Genomic DNA, 24,063 nt, shown 5'->3' with positions numbered 1-24,063 from the left:
TGTGGAAAGAAAATTTTGTTATTATTTTTGTATAACAAAAATTTTGATGTAAATTTTGGGGAGGACACTATGAAAACCATATTAGAAACGACAAACTTAAAAAAATATTATGGGAGTGGAGAAATGGCTGTGCGTGCGCTGGATGGTGTTAGTATTTCTGTAGAAAACGGTGAATTTATCGCAGTAATAGGGGTATCAGGTAGTGGGAAATCTACACTTCTTCACATGCTAGGCGGTCTTGACCGTCCAACTAGTGGAAATGTAATGGTAGATGGCAAAGAAATTTTTAAAATGAAAGAGGAAGAATTGACAATTTTCCGACGCCGTAAAATTGGCTTTGTATTTCAGAGTTTTAACCTTGTGCCTATGCTAAATATTTATGAAAATATTGTACTACCTATACAGTTAGATGGTAACAAGCCTGACAAAAGTTATGTAAATAAAATTATTAAGGTGCTAGGACTTGAGAACAAACTAGAAAATTTACCAAATCAACTTTCTGGTGGACAGCAGCAACGGGTTGCTATTGCAAGGGCATTGGCAACAAAACCAGCTATTGTACTTGCTGATGAACCTACTGGCAATTTAGATAGCAAAACCAGTCAGGATGTGATAGGGCTTTTAAAAGTGACAGGAAAAAAATTCAATCAGACTATTGTTATGATTACTCATAGTGAAGAACTTGCACAGCTTGCAGACCGTATTATTCGTATAGAAGATGGAAAAATATCAGGTGGTGATACCATATGATTCGAGTGAAAAACAGAAAGATAATTTGCAAATTAGCAGTTAAGAATTTTAACTCTGCCCAAACACGCAACATTATAGCTGTGTTTGCAATTGCACTAACTTCACTTTTATTTACCGGTATGTTTACTATGGGGTTTGGTATGGTAAAAAGTATACAGCGTGCTGACATGATAATGTCTGGTGGTGATGGGCAAGCGCGTATAAATTATATGACTGAATCAGAGTATCACAATATAAGCAGGCATTCTTTGATAAAGGAAATTGCCTATTGTCGCAAACTTGCTGACAGCGTTGGTAATGAATCACTTATGAAGCGATACACAGAGTTTTGGTATTATGATGATCTTGGTTTGAAGTATGCGTTTGTTGAGCCTACAATTGGGCATAAACCTCAGGCAGAAAAAGAGATTATCACCGATACGAAAACACTAGAAATGCTTGGTATACCACAAAAATTGGGAACTCATATAAAACTAGATTTTACTATCCACAATAAAAAAGTTACACGTGATTTCATACTTGCCGGTTGGTGGAGGAGTTATCCAGGTGTAAGAAATGGTACCATTATTGCGTCTAAGGCTTATGTTAATGCTCATTTGGATGAATTGAAAAGCACCTACTGCCAAAATCGGGAAGAAACTGGAACCATCACTGGAATTATAAAATTTAAAGATGAGCAAAATATTGAAAAAAACCTGGAGAAGGTAGTGAAAGATAGCGGATTTTCTATGGATTTAAATGCACAAAATTATATAAATACAGGAATTAACCCACGATATTTGTCTAAGCATACAACAATGGGGATTGGAACAGCTGGTGCACTATCTTGTGCCTTATTATTAGTTGTATTCACAGGATATTTAATCATCTATAATATTTTTCAGATTTCTGTTTTGCGCGATATGCATTTTTATGGGTTATTGAAAACTATTGGTACCACAGGACGTCAACTTTATGGAATCATTAACCGACAGGCCGTGATGCTTTCATTAATTGGCATTCCTTTGGGGCTTTGTGGTGGTTTTTTTATGGGTAAAGCATTGCTACCAATGTTACTGATACAATCTAGTTTTAAGGGGAATACAGCAATTGCATCACCTAATCCTTTTATTTTTGTGTTGGCATCTATATTTACACTAATCACCGTATTTATAAGCGTTCGAAAGCCAGCAAAAATGGCGGCAGAAGTATCCCCAATGGAAGCTGTTTGCTATACTGATTACAATTTAAACAAAGGTAAGAAAAAAAAGAAGACAAGGAATGGAACTCCTGAAAAAAGGATGGCATGGGCCAATCTTGTACGAAATAAGAAACGTACTGTGCTAGTTATTATAAGTCTTTCGCTTAGCATAGTGCTAACTAACACGGTTTTTAATTTTTCGCAGAGCGTAGATCCAGAGAATGCTCTTAAAAATGCCAATACTTCAGATTTTTGCATCGGTAATACCGACTTATTTTTTCAGTACAAAGTTAATGCAGAAAGTGCCCTTAGCGAAAGTTTTATAACTGCTGTAGAAAAACATGATGGATTTAAAACCGGTGGTCGCCAATACGGCTGTAGAGCTACATACACAAGCAAAACCACTAAACAAACTTGCAGCAATCAGCAGAAAGACGGTTCATTTCCTACACATATATATGGTATGGATGAATTTCCATTTTCCCGTATGAAATTAGTAGATGGTGAAATAGATACAGAGAAACTTTCAACAGGGAAGTACATCTTAGAGGGGGTTTGGGTAGATTCCCGAGGTCATATGGATATGAAAAGTATGAATCATAGTATTGGAGATAAATTGGAATTGAATTATAATGGTAATATTCATGAAGTAACTGTACTTGGACATGTTATTGCAAACGAGGGAAATACTTATGATTGGGTGGACTCCTGCTTTTTTTTTCCAGTGGAAGGTTATAAAGAAGTTACTGGCAATAATTATATTATGAGTTATGTTTTTGATGCTACAGAATATAAAGAAGCTGATATGGAAGAATTTCTAAAAAATTATACTAATAGTGTTGAGCCAACAATGAGTTATAAGTCTAAACTCAGTACCTTAGCAGGTGTTACAGATATTAAGAATACAATCATATTGATTGGAGGCACTATTGCATTTATTATTGGAATAATTGGTATTTTGAATTTTATCAATACCATTTTAACTAGTATTCTAGTTCGTCGCAAAGAACTTGCAATACTACAAAGTATAGGTATGACCAAAAAGCAACTTGTTGAAATGCTATGTTTAGAAGGATGTTATTATGTCATATTTACTTTGGTAATTTCTATCCTATTGAGCATAGGAAGTTCACTATTTATAGTAAGACCACTATGTAATCAAATTTGGTTTTTAAACTTCAAATTTAATTTTCTATCACTGGTAATCATCTTTCCCATATTATTTGTATTAGGTTTGCTTATTCCATATAGTTCCTATTGCTTTATGGGTAAAGAAAGTGTTGTAGAACTTTTGAGGGTTGATGGATTATAAAAGAATAAATTTAAATAAATAATAATATTTTGATTTTATAATAGTAGTATAAATCTATAAATTTTTTATTTGTTTAAAACAGAGAGGATAATATGTTTAAATTATAATTGAAAAATTTAAACATATTAAAAAAAGCTATCACCAAATTTATTATATATTTAAGATTGTATAATAAATTTGGTGATTAGTTTTTGGTTTATGAACATTCTTCAGTTTCATTTTCCCAAAGTTTATAGTATTTTTTTAAATATATATCCATAGCTTGAGTTTGGGGTGCACAGATAGGTTTATTATTATTATCTATTCTTTTTATTGGACATCCACCGTGACACATAGGTAAATATGAACATTCCTCACATTCCTTAGGCCAGAAATCTTTCAAATATTGTTGACAGCGCTCACAATTATCACATAGATTATCAACTGTACCAATAGTTAAATCTTTTTGTCCTATTTCTTCCCAACACTTATACACTTCTCCTTCAGGTCCAATTACATAAGAATCTTTACAAAGTGCTCCACAAGCAAAACTTAAAGGAACTGGATAAAATTTTTCAACTTTATCATCAATCATATAATCTTCGTATATATCTCTATAAAACTTATAATAGTCATCTAATGTAAGGGCAGAATCACATCCAGATACTGGAGCTAGAGTGATTGAAATTTTTTTGTTGCTTTTATAATTTAAATCATTATATAAGTAAGATAGTAAATCTTTAATTTCATATTTATTATTATTATCAATGTTTATCCTGATTACTATAGCAAAATATGTACAGGCAACATTTATATTTTTTAAAATAGTTTTAAAACTATTATAACCATTTAAAGCAATTCTTCTTTTATTATTAGTTTCCTCAAAACCATCTAAGGTTACTTGTCCATCTCTAATTTTCATTTCTTGTAAAAATTTAGCGTTTTCCTCTGTGAGAAGTAATCCATTTGTAATTATTGATGCATGGTAGTCTATTTTATTTTCAATACAATGTTTTGTTATAGGTTCAGTTATATATTTAATAATATCCTTATTTAATAATGGTTCTCCACCAGTCCAAGTAATTAGTAATTTTTTAAATTGGTTTGTGGATAATTTATTTAATATAAATTCTATTATTTTATCTGCAGTAGTTTCAGTTAAATATTTTTTGTTTTTATGCTCAAAGCAATAAGGGCAAGCCATATTGCAATCTAGTGTTGTTGCTATTGTAATTGATAAAGATTCATTGGCTAAGCGTGCATGTTGAGTTGATTCAACTAAATCTTCAATTTCATCTGAATCTATATTAACTATAAATCCTAAATCAATTAAGTTTTCTACAACTTCGTCATCATATTCATTAATTTTGTTTATATCCGCTAAAAAATTTTGAGTTTCTTTATCTAAAACAACAAATGAACATTCTTTTGAATTAAATAAAATAAGTTCATCGCTATTGTCTACTGGCACTACTATATTGAATTGAGAGATTTTATAATCCATAAATAAGCTCCTTCCTTATAAGAACTAAAGATATTAAACTGTTAATTGGATTTATATAAAATTAATTATAAAAAAGTGAACTTGGAATCTTATAGTAATAAATTTAACCCACCGGCGTTAACCGGTGGTAAATATGTCATTATTAATAGTTGTAAAAAACTACAGTCCGTATCTTGGGCATGGTGCATGTTCTGGTAATGGATAATAGCATTTTATATTAGCAGATTTATTTTTTCTTCTAATTATTTTCATAGAAGTTCCCCCTTTCTTAAATTATTTATAAACTACTTAATTTAAACTAAGACTACTTAAATTAAAGTTAGTAAATGATGTTTAATATTTAGTAATTTTGATAATAAGTATATCTAAGTTTTTAATAAGTAGAAGAAAACAGTAGTTGTAATATTTAATTTATCCAAATTATACCAATTAATAAAAGGTATTACAATTAACAAATTGTAAAAATGTAGAAAAATTTATTTTATATTATGACAAAATTCAAGAATAGTATAAATGTATTAAGCCTAATTAAACAAATTTCTAATAAATTTTTGTAGAATTATAAGTGAGAAATAGCAAAATAATATAAGAATAAAAATAATAAAACATCCTAAAAATATTAAATTTTAGGATGTTTTATTATTTTTATTAAGGAAATTCTAGTTCTATCAATTTTATCAATAATAAAAGTTAAGTCTTTTACTTCTATCATATCTCCTTCTTGAGGAATCCAACCAAATTCGCCGATTATGTAACCACCTATAGTATCAAAATCTTCAGATTCAATAGATGAACCTAGAATTTCGTTAACTTCAGAAAGTTTAGTAAACCCATCAACTAAAAATTCATTTTCATTTATTATTTCTATATTTTTAGTGTGTTCATCATATTCATCATCTAAATCACCAACGATTTCTTCTACTAAATCTTCAATTGATATAAGACCTGCTGTTCCTCCATATTCATCTAGAACAATTGAAAGAGAAACTCTTTTTTTTCTCATATCTGAAAAAAGTTCAGAAATAGGTTTATATTCATAAGTAAAGTAAGGTGTTCTTAAATGTTCTTTTATATCAAAGTTATCATTATCAATATTATGAAAAATTAAATCTTTTAGATGTAGTATACCTACAATTTCATCAACATTATTTTCATATACAGGTATACGTGAAAAATGTTCTTCTTTGAATAATTCCATTATATCTTCATATGGAGTACATAATTGAATAGCTATTATATTAGTTCTTTGTGTCATAATATCTTTTACTTGTAAATCCGTAAATTCAAAAACATTATGAATCATAGCTTTTTCTTCAATCTCTAATATGCCTTCTTCATGTCCAACATTAACTAAGGTTTTTAATTCATCTTCAGTTATAAAAGGTTTCTTAGAATTATTTTTACTTCCTAGTAATTTTAGTATAAGTTCAGTTAACTTATTAAAAATAATTATTATAGGGTTTAAAATAATTATAGTTAAAGATATTATCTTACATACTTTTAATGAAATTTTTTCAGGGTCATTTGCAGCAAAAGATTTTGGTGTAATCTCACCAAAAATTAATACAAGAATTGTCATTACTCCTGTTGCAATACCAACTCCAGCGCTACTAAAATAATCAATTGCAATTACTGTGGCTAATGAAGATGCACCAATGTTTACTATGTTATTACCTATCAGTATAGCACTTAATAATTTGTTTGGATTATCAATTAGTTTACTTACAATATCTGCATTTTTTATATTTTGATCAACTAAGTATCGAACTCGTAATTTACTTAAAGACATTAGTGCTGTTTCAGATGCTGAAAAGAAAGATGATAATGCTAAAAGAAAAAATAATATAATTATTTTTCCACTATTATTTATATTCATAGTAAATACCTCGTTTGAAAATTTATTGCTTTAAAATATTATCTGTAATATGTAAGTTTTTAATCCATAATTGGCTATAAAAATTAAAATTAAATTTAATAAAATATTTAAAATAAATTAACGAAAGCACATAATAAATATATTTACTTTTTTTCAAAATATTGCTAATATAAGAGCTATAATAAATTATAAAAAGGGGGATTATTATGAGTAAAAAATTAAAAAAAGTAGTCTTAGGGGGATTAGTAGCAGGATTTATTTTATCAACTAGCGTGATTTGTTATGCATATGAAGTTATAGGAATATGTGGCGAATGTGGTGGAGAAATTCGTCCTGATAGAACACATGTATGTAGATATATATAAATAAAAATAAAAGAACTATTGTTTAACTAATTTAAATATTAGCTAAGTAATAGTTCTTTTGTTGATACATTATTTGAGCAGTGGAAAACTTGATTTGTTAATCAAGTTTCTTTAAGCCACCATCTATAACTTGATAAGTAACAGAAGAACCTTTTTCTAATTCAGTTTGATTTTCTGTATTAATTAGTTGTAATCTATTACTAAATTCTAAATGAGTAATTGTGATTATGCTACCTTCATCAATAGAAACTGTCTCACTATTTTTAGAGTAGTTATTAGTTCCAATAAAATTCTTAGAATATACAGTCTCATTCTGAGAATTTTTAATTAAAACTGAAGCATAGGTATTTGAAAAATAACTATGAACTATACCTTCTGATATATTTATTGTTGCTTGATTTTCATCTAAATTCATGTTCATTTCTGCAAAAATTCTATCACCATATCCTTTAAAAACCGTGTTGAATTCATTTCCATAATAAGTTGGTTTACTTGGAGTAGGGATTTCATTTTCTGAACATTTAACTAATCCAACATCAGTTATCTTATAAGTTATGTTTTTATCTTTATCTAATTCTAAATTATTGTTTATATTGGTAATTATTAAACGATTATCTGATTCTCTATGTTTTATTGTTATATAGTAGCCAGATTTAATTGAAATGTTTTTTTCTAAAGCATTATTTGTTTTACTTCCAATAAAATCCTTAGAATAAACATTATTTCCTTCAGTGTCTTTAATTACAACTGAAGCATAACTATCTGTAAAATAAACATGTGGTTCACCTTTGTTTATTTTAAGGTTAGCTTGTTTAGATGTTAAATCTAAATTTAGTTCTCCAAAAATCCAGTCACCTAAACCTTTAAATGTAATGTTAAAATTTTCACCTAAATAAGGATTTTTATCAGGAGTTGGTATATCGTTTTCATCAATTGGATTTAATTGATTTTTACTAATCTTATATGAATTAGTTGCACCTTTATTAAGTGATAAGTTTTTATCATTATTAATTATAAATAACCTATTTGAATACTCTCTATGTTTAACTGTTAAATAATAACCTTCTTTTAGAGGTATATCTTTTACCATAGCTTCGTTTACTTTATTACCAATAAAGTCTTTATCAAAAATAGTTTGTCCATATTCATTTTGAATCAAAATTGAAGCATAGCTATCATTAAAGTAGTAATGAGTTTTAATATTTTCAACTGTAAGCTTACTAGTTAAATTTGTAAGGTCAAGATCAAGTTTAGCAAATTGTTTGTCACTATAACCTTTAAAATCAAATGTAAAAGATGAACCTTTATTTTCTTCTCCATTTCCATTAATTAGAGTAGCAGTCTTAGTAACTGTGTTATCGAATAAATCTGTTAATATTACTTTAGCATACAGTCCCTTTGAAATATTTAAATTAACAACTTCATTTATTTCATTTTTATAGGATTTTATGTTGTTAATAGTTTTAATAGGTGTACCTGTCATGCTAGAATTATCGTAAATTTCTATCTTGCCTTTAAATTGAGGTGTACTTTGTTCTTTTAATTTCCATGATATATTTAATTTTCCATTTTCGTATTTTTTATTTGTAATATCAAAATCTAAATTCCCAACATTAGGTGTATTAGGCTGATTTAATTGAAATACTTGGCCACTACTAATAGATGGTTTTGCATTACCACCTGCACTAACCCAAACATATTCTGAATTTCCTCCACCATTCCAGTTCATATTAGGATATTGACTAGTTATTTTTTGTTTGTTTAAAGAATTCCATAAGCCATCAGAAATATTTCTGCTATAAAAATTTTTTAATCTAGCTTCTCTTTCTTGGTGCCCATTTCCTGCCCAGTCTTCTTGGAACATTCCAGTACCCCAATTAAAGTTAACATTTGCTACTGGAAAATCTAGAATAGCTATCTGTTTCCATTGTTTAGTAGATTCATCCCGTATCCATTGACCAAATTTTGTGTGTCCATCTTCTTGCCAATTACGCATGGTCATTTTATACCAATTGTTGGGTTGCCAATTATAATTTGTTTCAACTTTCATTCCTTCACCTTCACCGCCAAAACGGGATGAAGTAGAATTTGGAGAAAGATATTCTGCTTCAATTGGCTGTCTAACTGATACTGGATCCCAAATTGCAAAATGAGCTGTACGCCTGTCAGCACGCTGCTGGAAACCAGCATAACCACCTGCTTCTCCTCCGGCATTCCAATTGTGTACTGCCCAATATGTATATGGTGGGTTTTTAATTGCACTCCAATCATTAGTAATAATATCCGACGGCTTTGCATTTGTAGGATTAACATACATTCCTGTTGCGTTAGTGTGTGCATGGGCTGTTTTAAAATTACCAATGCTTATACCCATTAACAGGGCAATAGCACCAATTAATAAAGATTTTTTTTTCATTGATTATCAACTCCTTGTTTTTAAATTATGAATTTTGAAAATTTTTGGTGTATTAATATAAGTTTGCGGTACTAACTTATATTTAATATAATAAGATAATTTTTACATATTGTATATAAATTTGTTAAAAAACCATTTGTTCCTAAAAAAAATTCACAATTTGTCAATAAAAATGAAATTAGTATTTAAATCAACATATTTAGAAATAAAATGAGAATATTCGAGAATAAGATACTAAATGTAGTTTTTATATTTAGAACTTAAAATATGAAAAGTGTTATAAGGCTTATAGGATAAAAAATATCTTGATTTTTTATGTGTATTAATAGAAAGAAATTATATGTATGTGCTTGTAATTATAATTTAATATGAGATTGTTTCATTAAAAAACTGCTTCTATGGTAATTCAATAGGAGAAATATAAAGAAGAATTGTTTTTATAAATATATGTATCAGTGAAAATGCAGGCAATAAAAAATGATTAAGTGCGCAAAACTTAATCATTTTTCAGTATGGGTTTAAATTAATGTCACAAACAGTATTTCTACTGCATTCTAAATTAAATTTATCTAATTAAGATACATTTTCAGGTGTATCTTTAGAGTAACTAGCATTTTTAGGTTTCAATTTATCTTTAAAAGCATCAACTAAGATAGCAATTGCATTATCTCCAGATATGTTACAAGCAGTACCAAAACTATCTTGTGCTATATATAGAGCAATCATTAAAGAAAGTTGAGCTTCACTAAAACCAAGATTTGTTTGAAGAACTCCTAGTGCGGCCATTACAGCACCACCTGGAACTCCTGGGGCTGCAACCATTGTAACCCCTAGCATAGCTATAAAACCAGCAAATTGACTAAATGATAGTGCCATGCCATTTAATAACATTATAGCTATAGCGCATGATGTTAAAGTAATTGTACTTCCAGATAGGTGTATAGTTGCACAAAGTGGAACTACGAATTCTCTAACCCCTCTAGATACATTATTTTTTTCAGCACATTCTAAGTTTACTGGAATAGTAGCTGCTGAGGATTGAGTACCTACTGCAGTTAAGTATCCAGGAATTTGATTTTTTAAGCAAGATATAAGATTCTTTTTACCAACCAAACAAGCTACTGCAAATTGGAATATTATCATTAATATATGCATTGCCAGTACAATCAAGAATACTTTCCAGAATACAGACAATATTCTGCTTACTTCTCCTGCATAAGTCATATTTGCAAAAATACCCATTATGTGAATTGGTAATAATGGAATTATAGCTTTTTCTATTGTTTTCTTAACTATATGTTGAAATTCTATCGATGCATTTAATAAAGTTTTTCCTTTAACAGCTGCAATACCTAAACCAAGAAGAAATGCTAATATTAATGCTGTTGTAACAGGCATTAAAGGTGTCATCTCAATTTCAAAAAGTGGTTTAAGTAAATGATCTTCTGGATTAACTGCATTTGATAAAGTTTTTGTAGTAGCTATAAAAAATGGGAATAATTTAGAGGCTACAAAGTATGCAAAGAATCCAGCTATAAGTGTAGATACATATGCAAACAGGGTAGTTACTCCAAGCATCTTTCCGGCGCTTGTCCCTAATTCAGCTATTCCAGCAACTATAAATCCAACAATTATAAGAGGTATAACAAAGTTTAAAAAGTTTCCAAATATTGAGTTGAAGGTGGCTAGAATCTCCACTACTCTTCTTGGAAAGAATGCTCCAAAAATAATTCCAAGTGCTATTGCGATTATAAGTTTTGGTATAAGTCCTAATTTTTTCATAAGTCAATTAACCTCCTTTTATAGTTTAATTGTAATAATTTGATAAATTAAGAATGTTTGTGTTAATGTAGTTAGTATTATAGCAAAGTAAAATAAAAAATAAATAGTTTTTAGTTAAATTTTTAGGGATACTTAGTTATAATAAAGATATAAAGAAAACCTTTAGAATTACACCTTTATTTTCGTTAATTTAAAGAATAGGGCCAATAATCATGAATACAGCTTTAATAGAAATTAGACTAAAACACAAAAAGAAAAGATTGTATTTATGAAGAGTACAAAGAGTAAGAATTGCAAAATATAATAGGTGAATAGAATGTATAGGTTGCTATATTTTAAAAAAGTTCTAAAGTTAACTTTATATCAAAAAACTGGATGTTTAAAAATTTTAGGATTAATAATTAAGGGGGAATAGTATGGAAAATAATTATTTTGTTGTAGATGGTGAAGTCTTACCGGAAATATTCAGTAAAGTTGTTGAGGTTAAACAATTGTTATACAAAGGACATGTAAAGGATATAACAGAGGGAGTTAAAGTAGTAGGTATTAGTAGAAGTGCATATTATAAATATAGAGATAAGGTTTTTTTGATGACAGAGGATGTAAAAGGCCAAAAAGCTACAATTTCAATATTAGCAAGTCACGAATATGGTGCTTTATCTGAAATACTTGAGACAATAGTAAAGTTTAAAGGAAATGTAATAACAATAAATCAGGATATTCCTATAAATAGAGCAGCTAATATAACAATAACTTTAGATATATTAAATCTTGAAGGTGATATTGAAGAGCTTATAGCTGAAATGCAATTATTAAGTAAGGTTATAAAAATAAATTTAATAGCTATTGAATAGTATGATGGTATAATACAAAAATTAATGACTGTAACCAAAAATGATAAAAGAATGTATAGAAAAAATATATAAATTAGATAAAATTGTACAAAAAACAAAAAAATGATTAAGCGCGCAATACTTAATCATTTTTTAATAAGGATTTAAATTAATGTCATAAACAGTATGTCTACTGCTTCTAAATTAAATTTATCTAATTAAGATACACTTTCACATGTATCGTGAGAGTAATTAGCATTTTAGTGTTTAATTTATTTTTAAAAGTATCAACTAATATAGAATTACCAGTTTATCTATAAATAAGTTTTAAGCTTTTAATAATAAAATTAACATATTTCCAATATAAATTATAATAATTTTATCTGTAAAGAAAAGTTATGTTAATTCATTTAGTATTATAACAAAGGAAAATAAAAAATAAAGAGTTTTTTATTAAGTTTTTAGAGATACTTAGTTAAAATTAAAATATAAAGAAAAGCTTTAGAATTACAACGTTATTTTTATTAATTTAAGTAATAAGGCCAATAATAAAGAATAAAGCTTTAATAAAAAATAAGCTAAAAAACAAAAAGAGAAAATTGTGTTTAAGGAGAATACAAAGCATATTAATTAAAATAAAATACGAATAAAGAAATTTATAAATTATTATGGTTAAATATATATACTAAAATAGTGGAAAGTTGAAAAAAGTTATACGAAATATACAATGTAAGAATAAAATGTTTATAATTTAAGTTTTTATTAATTAAAAATATTTTTAAAATTTAGCTATTGACAAAAAATAAATATGAGTATAACATAAAAACAATAAATAACAAAATAAATTCTATGAAGAGAAAAAGTAAGCAATATTTTGTTCTACAGAGAGTTGGCATTTTGCTGTAAGCCAATGTTCAAGGTATAGTGGAAAATCATCTCTGAGAAGTAAAACTGAATTTAGTTTAAGTAAGTTTTACCGGATTCTTTCACCGTTAAAAGATAAGCGTATTGATAGATACGTAACTAAGAGCTATAAAGGTCTATTTATTATAGATTATTTTATAGAATTAGGGTGGTAACGCGATTTAACTCGTCCCTTATTTTAGGGGCGAGTTTTTTATTTTATAAAAATTTATAATTTTTATTTATTAAAGGAGGGGATTTCATGGAAATTGAGATTGAGATTATAGGTTATAGAAAAGAAGTTATGTTTAAACGAGGGGGAAATTGTAAATGAAAAACTTATCAAATGAAAACTTATCAAAAAAAGATTTATTACTTATAGGATTAATGCTATTCTCATTATTTTTTGGCGCTGGAAATTTAATATTTCCACCATTTTTAGGACAATCAGCTGGCATAAAAACTTGGATATGTATGGGAGCTTTTTTTATAACAGCTGTGGGATTTCCGATTTTAGGAGTAATATCTGTTGCTAAATGTGGTGGATTGACTAATCTTGCTAAAAGAGTTAATCCTATTTTTGCAATAATTTTTACAGTGTTAATATATCTATCTATAGGACCTTGTTTAGGAATTCCAAGAGCAGGGAGCTTACCTTTTGAGATGGTAGTAGCACCATATCTGCCACAGAGTATATCAAAAACGTTAGCGTTGTTATTATATACATTTATATTTTTTATGATAGCTTATTGGCTTTCCTTATCACCAGCTAAATTAGTAGACCGTATGGGGAAGGTGTTGACACCTAGTTTGTTAATTTTAATATTAGTTATATTTGTTGGTGCTTTATTTAAACCATTAGGAAGTTTCGGAGAACCTGTAGGAGAGTATATGACTTCTCCTTTTGTTAAAGGATTTTTAGATGGATATTTAACTATGGACACTATAGCAGCTTTGAATTTTGGAATAGTTATTGCTTTAGCAATAAAATCTAGAGGAGTTAAAAGTGAAAAGGTTATAGTTTCAACATCGATAAAAGCTGGAGCAATAGCTGGAACTTTGTTAGTAATTATCTATTCAATGCTTGCATATTTAGGTGCAAGTAGTGGTGAAAGATTTGGAACTACTGAAAATGGAGCGCAGACGTTAACAAATGTGACAATGTATATATTTGGTAAGCCAGGCGCTGTATTACTAGCTGTTGTATTTACTTTAGCTTGTTTAACAACTAGTGTTGGACTTATAACATCTTGTAGCCAATACTTTCAATCACTAAACAATAAAATATCATATAAGACTTGGGTTAGAGTATTATGTGTTTCTAGTATGACACTTGCAAATATGGGATTAACAAAAATTTTATCAATATCTGTACCAATACTAAATGCAATTTATCCAATAGCATTAATGCTTATACTATTATCAATGTTAGATACTTTATTTAATAAGAGTTCTATAGTTTATAGTTTAACTATATTGTTTACTGGAATTGTAAGTTTAGTTGATTCACTAGGACAAGTAGGTGTAAAGTTAGGGTTTGTTACAAATTTATGTAGTAGCTTACCTCTTTATTCAAAGGGATTAGGATGGGTAGTACCAGCAGTAGTTGGAATGCTTTTAGGAATAGCACTTTCTGTTGTTAAAGAAAAGTCGTTGGTAGAGGTTGGATAAAATATAAATAGGACTAATGAAAGAATGCATTTTAAATAGTTAATGACTGTCACCATACATAAAAGTGTATATGTAATGTTTAAAAATATAGCATATAAAAGTAATAGAGTAAGAGGTGATTTAGTGATAGGAATAATATTAATATGTATTGCGGTTATTATTTTTATAGCTAAAATTTTAAATTGTGGTATGGATATACATAAATTAATGTTTTTATCTATATTTATGTTGTTAATTAGTATTGCAATAATATTGTTTGTTATTAATGAGGATGGTAATTTAGGTGTTAGTATAAGATTAATTTCGGTAATGCTTATTATATATGGAATTTTTACAGGTATTCAAGTTCTAAGATTTAAAAAATAAATATAATTTAAAATAGTTAATGACTGTAATTATAAATGTAAAAGCTATGAGTTAATAAAATAATTCATAGCTTTAAGTTTTTCATATGAAAATAAGCATGGGTATATCTTTACATATAACATATTAAAGTATAAGATTTTGTATAAAAGAAGCGGAAGTAAAAATTTTAAATTAAATATGGAGGAGTATATGTTTTTTATAGGCGTATTTGGAGTAGAAAAAAAAGAAAAAGAGATAGGTAATTTAAATGATATATCTTGTAGAAATTGTGATATGGATTTAGGGGGAAGGGTTATAAAGACATTTAGTTTTTTTCATTTCTTCTTTATACCTATTTTTAAGTGGAATGAGAAATATTATGTGGTATGTAATGGATGTGATTTTATTTATCAAGTTCCAATTGAAAAAGGAAAAGGTTTTGAAAAAGACAAAGATGTTAAGTTTAATTATTGGGATTTAAAACCTGTAGAAGAAAGAAATGAAATTTGTTCACATGGCAATATTTGCTCAAATTGTGGTAAAGTTGTGGAAAATAATTTTAAATATTGTCCTTACTGTGGAGAAAAAATAGAGTAAATTGTAATTTATAAAATAAGGCCATTTGGGAAGAATATAAATAATACAAATTGTTTATTAAAAAATTAAAAGTGAGGGTTTAAATGGCTTATATAAATTTTAAAGAGGAAAGAGTAGCATTAAAAAACCAGCTAAGTAACAGAAATAATAATAATGAGAAGTTGTTTAATGAAATAAGAGATACAAAAAACATGTCTGTAAATTATAATCCGGATAAAAAATATAGTTTTAAGGATTTTAAAGAAACTACTTTTGGAAAAGGTAGAGTAAAAAACGAAGAAGAATTTGAGCAAATTAATGGTATAGATATTATATGTACTACCTTTGATAAATGCAAATTTCATAATATAAAGTTTCAAGACTGTAAATTTATAGGCTGTTACTTTAATAAATGTAACTTAAATGGTGGAGGAGTAATTTTTGAAAACTGTATATTTATAAAGGAAGAAACGGATAAGTTACCATCATTGAATAAAAATGATAATTTTTCTTGTACTTTTAATGGATGTGATATATATGCAAGGTTTTATAATTGTTTATTAAACTATGCTATATTTGATAATTGTAATGTAAAAGATACAAATTTTGAACTTAGCGATATGAGTTCTATAATCATAATTAATTCACATTTAAGTAGGATAACATTTAAAGATGTAGATTTATCTTGCTTTAAACTTACAAAAACCTATATAGAAGATTTAGATTTTAAAGATAAATTTAAGAGTAAAATAGATGAAAAAACTTTTTTTGATAAAATTGAATTAAAAAAAGGTACAAGAAATGAATATGAAGGCATTTATATGGTTTATGAAACCTTAGCAGATAAATTTAAGGAAAATGAAATGAAAAATAATTTTGGTGAGTACTATTTTTTAGCAAAAAAAACTCAATTAAAGACATTAAGACCGTTACCACGACTTGGAGCTTTAATAAATTGGATAAGTTGTGGTTTTGGTGAAAGACCATTATATGCTATATATACATCTATTGGAATAATGTTAGTTTTCGCAATAGCTTATTTAATAGTAGGTATTGAAGTTGATAGTGAGATTATAAAATATGCCTTTTTAAATGATGGATTTAAACTATCCACACTTGCTTTTGATTTTAATGAAGCATTAAATTTAAGTGTTGGAATGTTTGCTGGACTTGGAGTAAATAATGCACAACCTATTCCAGATGCATACTTTTTGGCAAATGTTGAAACTTGCATAGGTGTAATAATGATGGGTGTTGGAATAGGTACATTAACTAAAAAATTAGTTAGATAAAATAAATTTAAATATATAATAAAAAATTAAGTAAAAGTACACTGCATAAGTTTTATGTAGTGTATTTTTATGTAGAAAAAGAAGTGATAAATGTTATCAATAATTTAACGAAAATAGATGTAATAAGAAAAATTTTATTGTATGGAATTAAAATAAAGGTTATTTTAAAAGTTAATAAACAGTTAGGAGGTATTTTATATGGAAGTAATTTTTAAGTATGAAGAAAATGAATATGTACCTATTAGTACAATATCAGTTATAGGTGAGTTTAATAATTTCAATCCAAATGATGGAATAATGGTAAAAGAAAATGACATATGGGTTTTAAAATGTGTATTACAACCAGGAGAGTATAAATACAAATTCCTTATCAATAAAGAATTAAAACTTAATGATCCAATAGCTAATATTTATTTGCCAGATGAAAATGAATCACTTTGGTCCACTATCATTATTAATGATAAAAATGAAAGAATGTACAATAATACTCAGTATACTACACATATAGAGAAATACGATATAAGTTCAACCGTAAGTGAAGATGAGATATTAGTAAATAAAAAGACTTTCAATACTATTTTGGATAAGAAAGTTGTAACAAGATTTCAATTTACAAATGTTACAGGATTACATTCTGTAACTACAGCATGGTATAACCCTATTGGGGAACTTTTTCAAATAACAGAAAATAATTTATTTAATCCTCCAGAAAATAAGAAAGCTATAACATTGTGGTTTTGGATGGATTTAGATAATAAAAGTAGAAAGTATCAATTAGGAACCTGGAAAATCAAACTTTTTATAGATGGTGAGTTTATTTTAGAAGATGAATTTACTTTATTAGAAACTGGAGCTTACTCTGCAAATGGTCAAATGACATATTAAAAAACTGCTAATATATTCTTTATTTATATAGAGTTTATATAGAAAAAAATAAAATAAGGAAGTGAAAATGTTATGAAAATAACTAGTAATGTTAATTTAAATGCAAGTATTATGAACAAAACAACTGGTTGCAAAACAAATAGTAAAGATGTGGAGAGGAGTAAATGTAGTTCAAATGTACAAGCTACTAGTGTAAAAAAATTAGAGAAAAACTACAAAGAGTCAATTGTAAATTTAAGTAGTAACTCATCCACGGTAAATAAAGAACAAAATACAACCAAAAGTTCAATATCTGGATTTTTCAAATCAGTATCTGATGGATTATCAGTTGTTACTAGTAATGTGAAGACTTTTGTTAAAACAGCAGTGTCAGTAAGTGAAAGTGTTGTAAAAACTGTAAGTGCTGTTTCAAAAACTATTGGGGATACTGCTAAAGTGGTAGCAAAGACTTTAAAAGATGTTTCAGAATCTGTTTCGAATAAGATAACAGACACAGCTTCAAGAGTAGCTAGTACCGTTAAACAAGTAACAACTACAGTCGCCGATTTAAAAAAAGCAGCAGAAGAGATTAAAAGTTCTGCTACATCTTTAATTAATACAACAATAAAAACGTCAGTTTCTGTAGGGGCAGATGTTATGGAAGTAGCAGCAAAAGTAGGAGTTACAGTTGCTAGTGTTAAAGCGACAATTGATAATCCAAGTATGGGCATCATAAGTAAAGTATTTGAAAGTGGTGCATCTATAAAAGGTGGAATAGACTCAATAAAAGAGCCTATAAAAAGAATTCCTAATACAATTTCAAATGGGTATAAAGTTGTACAAAAGGATTATAATAACATAAAAAATACTATAGAAAACTCTATGTCTGATGTTGAAAAGGTAACTAAGTCTGTTATATCAATTAGTAAAGAGGTAGTTAATACAGCAAAAACAGTATCAAAAGAAGTAAAAGATGCAAGTAAAATCATATACAATAGTATAAATAATGCTAAAAATAATATAAAAGATACAGTAATTAAAGGATATAATGAATTAAATGAAGAAATTAAAAAAGGATATGAGGATAATACTGAAAGTATAGGAATGACTTCTATTCTAGCATAAAAATAAAGTCTGTAGATTTACACTACAGACTTTATTTTTAAAATTTAATTGATAAATTCATATGTACATCAATGAAAAATAATAAAATACTTATTATTTTCGGTTTGATTTTTTGAAAGTTTGATAAATTATTTTAAAGATTATTCCAGACAAACTGGTTATACATAATATAATAACTGAACAGTGATAAAAAAACTTTTCTGGTAACAATAAAATTATGGGGTCTAAGGACGAGTTGAAAATCCAATAATTATTATTAAAAAATAGTTTATGGAACAATGTAAAAATATAATTAAAGTTAAATAAGGATGCTAGTACTATTAATGCTGAGAATGTAATTAGTATATTTCCACTATATTTAAAAAATAAATAATCTTTATTTATAATTTTAAATATTCCATATAAAATACTAACTCCAAAAGTAATAATCCATAAACTTTTTAATGATTTAAATATCATCCTAACTTCATAAAAATGAGTTTTACCATTTTCAGAAGATGGTAGAGAAGGTAAAGAAAAAGTATCATCTGTCTTTTCTAATATATAATCTACTGCATAGTTATAATTTTTTTTGATTTCATATATAGATATAGGCATTCTGGATTGTAAATTTAATGCGTTTATATCAAAATAATATAACGGTTTAAACATACATACTGAGAATACTGATGATATTATTATAAATATACTTATACAAAATGCCAAAAAATAGTTTAAAAATATATATTTAAAATCCACATAAATTCCTCCTAAAAATAAAAAACATATATGAATAGTTTTCCATTTTTAAAAGACAAATATTCAATTAAAACTAAGAAAGGATAAATTAAAATGTTAAAGTTTTATTAAATTTCATAATAGTGGATATTTATGAATGTATTAATTAAAAATAGCATAAAAATATGCACTTAAAGGCAAAAAAAGTTGCTATTTTTAAAAATTTAGATGATATGTAGAAAAAACTGTAATGAAAGAGGTATGTTTAAGCAAAATAAGTTGCAGATTAGAAAAGTAAATTTAAGAAATGATGGTATAAATCAATAACTACTATAATAATTATTATAATATGATAGGTTATTTCAATAAAATCTTGGCACGAATTTTGCATGATAATTATGATATAAGCTATTTAGATTTGTATGAATTTAAGATTTATATTCTAATATTTATATGAGTAAATAGGACATGCTTGGAAATTTAGTTTGATTTAAATTTTAAAAGGCTTATAGAGTAATTTTAAGTGAAGATTTTTTTAAAATATAAGAAATAAAATGGGGGTAAGTTATATGGAAAATGTAAAAGTAGCACTTTGGGGATTTGGAGCTATGGGTAGTGGTATGGCTAAAGTTTTATTAGGAAGAAAGGGTGTAGAAATAATAGGAGTTTGTGATATGCATCCAGAAAGAGCGGGCAGGAGTATATTTGATATATTAAATATTGAAAAAGGCAATAGAAAAGATGTAGTAGTGCAAGCTAATATTGAAGATGTTTTGACTGAAAAAAGTTGTGATGTTTGTATATGTGCTACAGATTCTTTTACTAAAAATGCTTTTCCAAAATTAAAGTTTGCCTTAGAAAAAAAAGTAAATGTAATATCTACAGCAGAAGAAATGTCTTATCCACAGGCACAAAACACAGAGATTTCAAAAGAATTGGATAAAATAGCTAAGGAAAATGGTGTATCAATTTTAGGAACAGGTATTAACCCAGGGTTGATAATGGATTTATTAGTTGTATGCTTAACAGGATGTATGACAGATGTTGAACATATAGAAGCTAAAAGAGTAAATAGTTTATCTCCATTTGGACCAGCAGTTATGGAAGAACAAGGAGTAGGTTTATCAGTTGAAAATTTTAATAAAGGTGTTGAAAGTGGCAAATTAGCAGGACACGTTGGATTTGCAGAATCAGTAAGAATGATTGGGGATGCTATTGGTTTTAAAGTTGATAAATTTGAACAACAAATGAGTCCTATTATAACTAAAGTAGATAGAAAAGCACCATATGGATTTGCAGCAGCTGGGGATGTGGCAGGTGTAAATATGGTAGGACAAGGTTATGTTGATGGAGAAGTGAAAATAGATATGATACATCCTCAACAAATTGAACCTGAAATGGAAGGAACATATACAGGAGATTATATAACAATAAAAGGAACTCCAGAGGTTAGTATGTCAATTAAGCCAGAGGTTGATGGTGGACTTGGAACTATAGCTATGTGTGTGAATATGATACCTCATGTTATAAATGCAGATCCAGGGTTAAAAACAATGATAGACTTACCAGTGCCAAGAGCCATAATGGGAGATTATAGAGATTTTATTAAAAAATAAATAGAAATATAAATATATTTTTTAGTAAAAAGCAGTTTGAAATTAAATTTTAAGCTGCTTTTTTGTGGAAAATAATCTTATTTTAAAATATATAAAATTAAGTTAATTAAAAAAATAAATTAAAATTAAAGAAAAAAATAAAATATTTAGGTAAAATTATAAATTTATTTAAATATTTACAATGAGTAATAAATGGATATGTAAATAATTTATAATTTATGTTATATTAAAATAAGGTATTAATTAACTTATATATAATATTGTTAATAAATAAATATAAGGCAGTGGTTAAAATGTTAATACTATATATAATACTTTTGTCTACGATTATTTATAGAAGTTTTATAAACATATCAAATATAAAGTTCAATATAAAACAGACTATTTTAATATTAGCAGTAATAGATATAATAACAATAACAGTTACTTATTTTGAAGAATATTTACCTACATATGTAAGCGATTGCTTGCCAGTAATTATTATTAATATAATTTTGATAATAATATACTATATAAAAAATAAAAAACTTTTACTAGGTACTATGACCGTAATCTTCTCAACAATAACTTTTGTTATAGGAGATTATATTGTTGATTGGATAAAAATAGGTTTTTTTAATGTTGATTTAGCTTTAAATATTGAAATTACATATACTAAGCTTTTAGCGGATTGGATTATGGTCTATGTAGCTGTTTATTTTATAAGTTATTTTGTTGGGAAATTATTTAGAAAAAATTTATCTATGATAGATTTTTACTTTAAATTTAAAACTTCTGTTTTAGTGTTAATAATATTATCATTAACATTATTAATATATTATGTAAACATAATATTAAACGAAAGTTTTGCTATATCAAATAAATTAGTTAAATTTAATGGAGCACTATTTTTAATATATTTTATAACATTAATACTTATTATTTATTCAGTTCTTATCACTGTAAGAAAAGAAATTCAATTTGAAAATGATAAAATACATTTGAAAAATTTAAGAGAATACACATCTAATTTAGAATCAGTATATGCAGGGGTAAGAAAGTTCAGACATGATTATATAAATATTATTTCATCTATGGCCGGATATATAGATGAGGGTGATATGGTAGGACTAAAAAAATTTTTTAATGAAAATATTGCACCTTTAAGTGAGGAAATGAATTCAAATAATTTTAAACTATGTGTTTTAAAAAATATTGAGATTTTAGAACTAAAAGGTATAGTGTCATCTAAAATGATAGTTGCAAAGGAAAAAGGAATAAATTTATATATAGATATATTTGATCCTATAAAAGAAGTGAAAATGAATATTTTAGATTTATGTAGGGTAGTAGGAATTATATTAGATAATTCTATAGAAGCTTCTTTACAATGTGAAAAACCATTTTTAAAATTAGGGATTATAAAAAAGAAAAAATCTATTTTAATAATAGTAATAAATAACTATAAAGAGGCTTTACCACCTATAAGTAAATTATTCTTAAGAGGCTTTTCAACAAAAGGTGAGAATAGAGGCCTAGGTCTTAGCAATTTAAGAGAAGTGTTAGATAAATATGAAAATGTAATATTTGATATTCAATTAAATAATGGGGAATTTATACAGACATTAGAAATTTATTCAATGGAGGGATAGTTATAAATATTTTTCTTTGTGAAGATGATAAAAGTCAGAGACAAAAATTTAATAGAATAATAAAAAAAATAGCAAAAGAAAAAAACATAAATTTGGATGTTAAAATTTCTACAGATAATCCAAATGATATAATCAAATATTTAAAGAATAGCGAAACTGTAGGCGTTTATTTTTTAGATGTTGATTTAAATAAGGATATTAATGGAATTGAACTTGCCTCTAAAATAAGAGAATATGATTCTAGCGGAGTAGTAATATTTATAACAGCACATTTAGAGATGAGTTATCTTACTTTTTTATATAAAGTAGAAGCTATGGATTATATATATAAAGGGGATATAAATACATTAGAAAAAAGAGTGGAAGAATGTATTTTAAAAGCTAAGAGGAAATTAAATAGAGAAAAAAGTAAAAAAAGTATAAGTATAAAAGTTTATGACAAAATTATAAATGTAGATTATAATGAAATATTATTTTTTGAAACATCACATAATATGCATAAAATAATTTTACATGGAATAAAAAGACAAATAGAGTTTTATGGTAAATTGAAAGATATGGAAAAAGAGTTGAGTGAAGATTTTTATAGATGTCATAAGTCATTCATAGTAAATAAAAATTATATAAAAGAAATTGATACTAAAGAAAAATTAATATATTTAAAAAATGGAGAAATGTGCTTAATAGCATCAAAACTTATGAGTAAGCTAATAAAAGAAATAATTTAATATATAGCAAAAGGCGAGTTAAAATTTTAACTCGCCTTTTGCTATATATATGATTTTAAAGTCTTACGTTGATGACTTTAAATTTTTGGTATGTATTATTATAAAACAAAATTAATCTTTAGTTTATAAGCTTATTATCAATTTTAAAAAGAAGTAAAATCTTTTATTTAAAAATAAAAAATAATTTTTAATTTCTATATAATTAAATATTCTAAGCTGAATTTATTTATATTATTGTTAATTATTTAAAATTAATTTCAAAAATACAATTATAAAATTTTTTACAAACAAAAGAATATAAAAAATAAGAACTGTATCTAATAATATGTAGATTTTTTGAATTATGATATTATTTTTAATATCATTAAAAAATCTTAACCATATTGCAATGATAAAACATATTATGAAAAATATATAATATATCATAAGTTTCTCCTTATGAAGTATAAATTCTTAAACCATAAACAATATATATCATTTTATAAAATTTTTAAATCTATTTTACCTGAAATACATTTTTTTATACCTAAACAATAGAAAATAAAAATTTATAATCATATTAAAATGAAAAAACCTTAATATTTATATTATAAAACAT

18 protein-coding genes and 1 other annotated feature are annotated in these 24,063 nt (G+C 26.4%); of the genes, 13 read left to right on the top strand and 5 right to left on the bottom strand.

Annotated elements, in window-relative coordinates; genetic code table 11:
- Positions 1 to 69 precede the first annotated feature (69 nt).
- Both KQI36_RS06885 and KQI36_RS06880 read left to right on the top strand, forming a co-directional pair.
- Positions 70 to 750, top strand: a complete 681-nt coding sequence (locus KQI36_RS06885) for an ABC transporter ATP-binding protein (RefSeq protein WP_216450267.1) — start codon at positions 70 to 72, stop codon at positions 748 to 750.
- Positions 747 to 3,242, top strand: coding sequence for an ABC transporter permease (locus tag KQI36_RS06880; RefSeq protein WP_216450266.1), 2,496 nt, complete (start codon positions 747 to 749; stop codon positions 3,240 to 3,242). Before KQI36_RS06885 ends, KQI36_RS06880 begins: the two co-directional genes overlap by 4 nt.
- 196 nt (positions 3,243 to 3,438) lie before the next feature.
- On the opposite strand, the gene KQI36_RS06875 is transcribed toward KQI36_RS06880, so the two are convergent.
- Both KQI36_RS06875 and KQI36_RS06870 read right to left on the bottom strand, forming a co-directional pair.
- The gene (locus tag KQI36_RS06875; protein ID WP_216450265.1) at positions 3,439 to 4,725 is read right to left on the bottom strand and encodes a radical SAM/SPASM domain-containing protein; all 1,287 of its coding nucleotides are present in this window, start codon (positions 4,723 to 4,725) and stop codon (positions 3,439 to 3,441) included.
- Between the two features lie 619 nt (positions 4,726 to 5,344).
- Complete coding sequence (locus KQI36_RS06870) at positions 5,345 to 6,601, bottom strand: HlyC/CorC family transporter (RefSeq protein ID WP_216450263.1); 1,257 nt, start codon at positions 6,599 to 6,601, stop codon at positions 5,345 to 5,347.
- 206 nt (positions 6,602 to 6,807) lie between these two features.
- Between KQI36_RS06870 and KQI36_RS06865 the strand changes: the two genes are divergently transcribed.
- Positions 6,808 to 6,966: a hypothetical protein gene (locus tag KQI36_RS06865; RefSeq protein ID WP_199870341.1), complete on the top strand. Its 159-nt coding sequence runs from the start codon at positions 6,808 to 6,810 to the stop codon at positions 6,964 to 6,966.
- A gap of 97 nt (positions 6,967 to 7,063) precedes the next feature.
- On the opposite strand, the gene KQI36_RS06860 is transcribed toward KQI36_RS06865, so the two are convergent.
- Both KQI36_RS06860 and KQI36_RS06855 read right to left on the bottom strand, forming a co-directional pair.
- On the bottom strand, positions 7,064 to 9,382 hold the full coding sequence (locus KQI36_RS06860; protein ID WP_216450262.1) for a putative mucin/carbohydrate-binding domain-containing protein: 2,319 nt from the start codon (positions 9,380 to 9,382) through the stop codon (positions 7,064 to 7,066).
- 573 nt (positions 9,383 to 9,955) lie between these two features.
- Positions 9,956 to 11,164 carry a dicarboxylate/amino acid:cation symporter gene (locus KQI36_RS06855; protein WP_010294568.1) on the bottom strand — a complete coding sequence of 403 codons (1,209 nt, stop codon included), beginning with the start codon at positions 11,162 to 11,164 and terminating at the stop codon, positions 9,956 to 9,958.
- A 416-nt stretch (positions 11,165 to 11,580) separates the two neighbouring features.
- Between KQI36_RS06855 and KQI36_RS06850 the strand changes: the two genes are divergently transcribed.
- The 7 genes from KQI36_RS06850 to KQI36_RS06820 all read left to right on the top strand — a co-directional run bounded on the left by KQI36_RS06850 (position 11,581) and on the right by KQI36_RS06820 (position 18,773).
- The gene (locus KQI36_RS06850; protein ID WP_010294566.1) at positions 11,581 to 12,018 is read left to right on the top strand and encodes an ACT domain-containing protein; all 438 of its coding nucleotides are present in this window, start codon (positions 11,581 to 11,583) and stop codon (positions 12,016 to 12,018) included.
- A gap of 819 nt (positions 12,019 to 12,837) precedes the next feature.
- Positions 12,838 to 13,098, top strand: a binding site (T-box leader).
- Between the two features lie 132 nt (positions 13,099 to 13,230).
- The gene (gene brnQ / locus KQI36_RS06845) at positions 13,231 to 14,571 is read left to right on the top strand and encodes a branched-chain amino acid transport system II carrier protein (RefSeq protein WP_216450260.1); all 1,341 of its coding nucleotides are present in this window, start codon (positions 13,231 to 13,233) and stop codon (positions 14,569 to 14,571) included.
- A 75-nt stretch (positions 14,572 to 14,646) separates the two neighbouring features.
- Positions 14,647 to 14,937, top strand: a complete 291-nt coding sequence (locus KQI36_RS06840) for a hypothetical protein (RefSeq protein ID WP_216450258.1) — start codon at positions 14,647 to 14,649, stop codon at positions 14,935 to 14,937.
- Between the two features lie 189 nt (positions 14,938 to 15,126).
- Positions 15,127 to 15,513, top strand: coding sequence for a zinc-ribbon domain-containing protein (locus tag KQI36_RS06835; RefSeq protein ID WP_216450257.1), 387 nt, complete (start codon positions 15,127 to 15,129; stop codon positions 15,511 to 15,513).
- A gap of 83 nt (positions 15,514 to 15,596) precedes the next feature.
- Positions 15,597 to 16,784: a pentapeptide repeat-containing protein gene (locus KQI36_RS06830; RefSeq protein WP_216450255.1), complete on the top strand. Its 1,188-nt coding sequence runs from the start codon at positions 15,597 to 15,599 to the stop codon at positions 16,782 to 16,784.
- A gap of 198 nt (positions 16,785 to 16,982) precedes the next feature.
- A complete protein-coding gene (locus KQI36_RS06825; RefSeq protein ID WP_216450254.1) occupies positions 16,983 to 17,669 on the top strand; it encodes an early set domain-containing protein in 687 nt (228 codons plus the stop codon).
- 72 nt (positions 17,670 to 17,741) lie between these two features.
- On the top strand, positions 17,742 to 18,773 hold the full coding sequence (locus tag KQI36_RS06820; RefSeq protein ID WP_216450252.1) for a hypothetical protein: 1,032 nt from the start codon (positions 17,742 to 17,744) through the stop codon (positions 18,771 to 18,773).
- A gap of 93 nt (positions 18,774 to 18,866) precedes the next feature.
- On the opposite strand, the gene KQI36_RS06815 is transcribed toward KQI36_RS06820, so the two are convergent.
- Entirely contained in the window at positions 18,867 to 19,511 is a 645-nt protein-coding gene (locus KQI36_RS06815; protein ID WP_216450251.1) for a TIGR01906 family membrane protein, read from the bottom strand.
- Positions 19,512 to 20,059: 548 nt separating this feature from the next.
- Here KQI36_RS06815 and ord point away from each other — a divergent pair.
- From ord to KQI36_RS17840, 3 genes are all read left to right on the top strand, one after another.
- Positions 20,060 to 21,106: a 2,4-diaminopentanoate dehydrogenase gene (gene ord, locus KQI36_RS06810; protein ID WP_216450250.1), complete on the top strand. Its 1,047-nt coding sequence runs from the start codon at positions 20,060 to 20,062 to the stop codon at positions 21,104 to 21,106.
- A gap of 293 nt (positions 21,107 to 21,399) precedes the next feature.
- Complete coding sequence (locus KQI36_RS06805; RefSeq protein ID WP_216450249.1) at positions 21,400 to 22,737, top strand: sensor histidine kinase; 1,338 nt, start codon at positions 21,400 to 21,402, stop codon at positions 22,735 to 22,737.
- Positions 22,698 to 23,465: a LytR/AlgR family response regulator transcription factor gene (locus KQI36_RS17840; protein WP_342357381.1), complete on the top strand. Its 768-nt coding sequence runs from the start codon at positions 22,698 to 22,700 to the stop codon at positions 23,463 to 23,465. The genes KQI36_RS06805 and KQI36_RS17840 overlap by 40 nt, the downstream gene beginning before the upstream one ends.
- Positions 23,466 to 24,063 lie beyond the last annotated feature (598 nt).

The organism is Clostridium senegalense (assembly GCF_018916625.1).
GTDB lineage: Bacteria > Bacillota > Clostridia > Clostridiales > Clostridiaceae > Clostridium_J > Clostridium_J senegalense.
The sequence above is the reverse complement of the archived record's forward strand: the minus strand, read 5'-3'. Positions and strand labels throughout refer to the sequence as shown.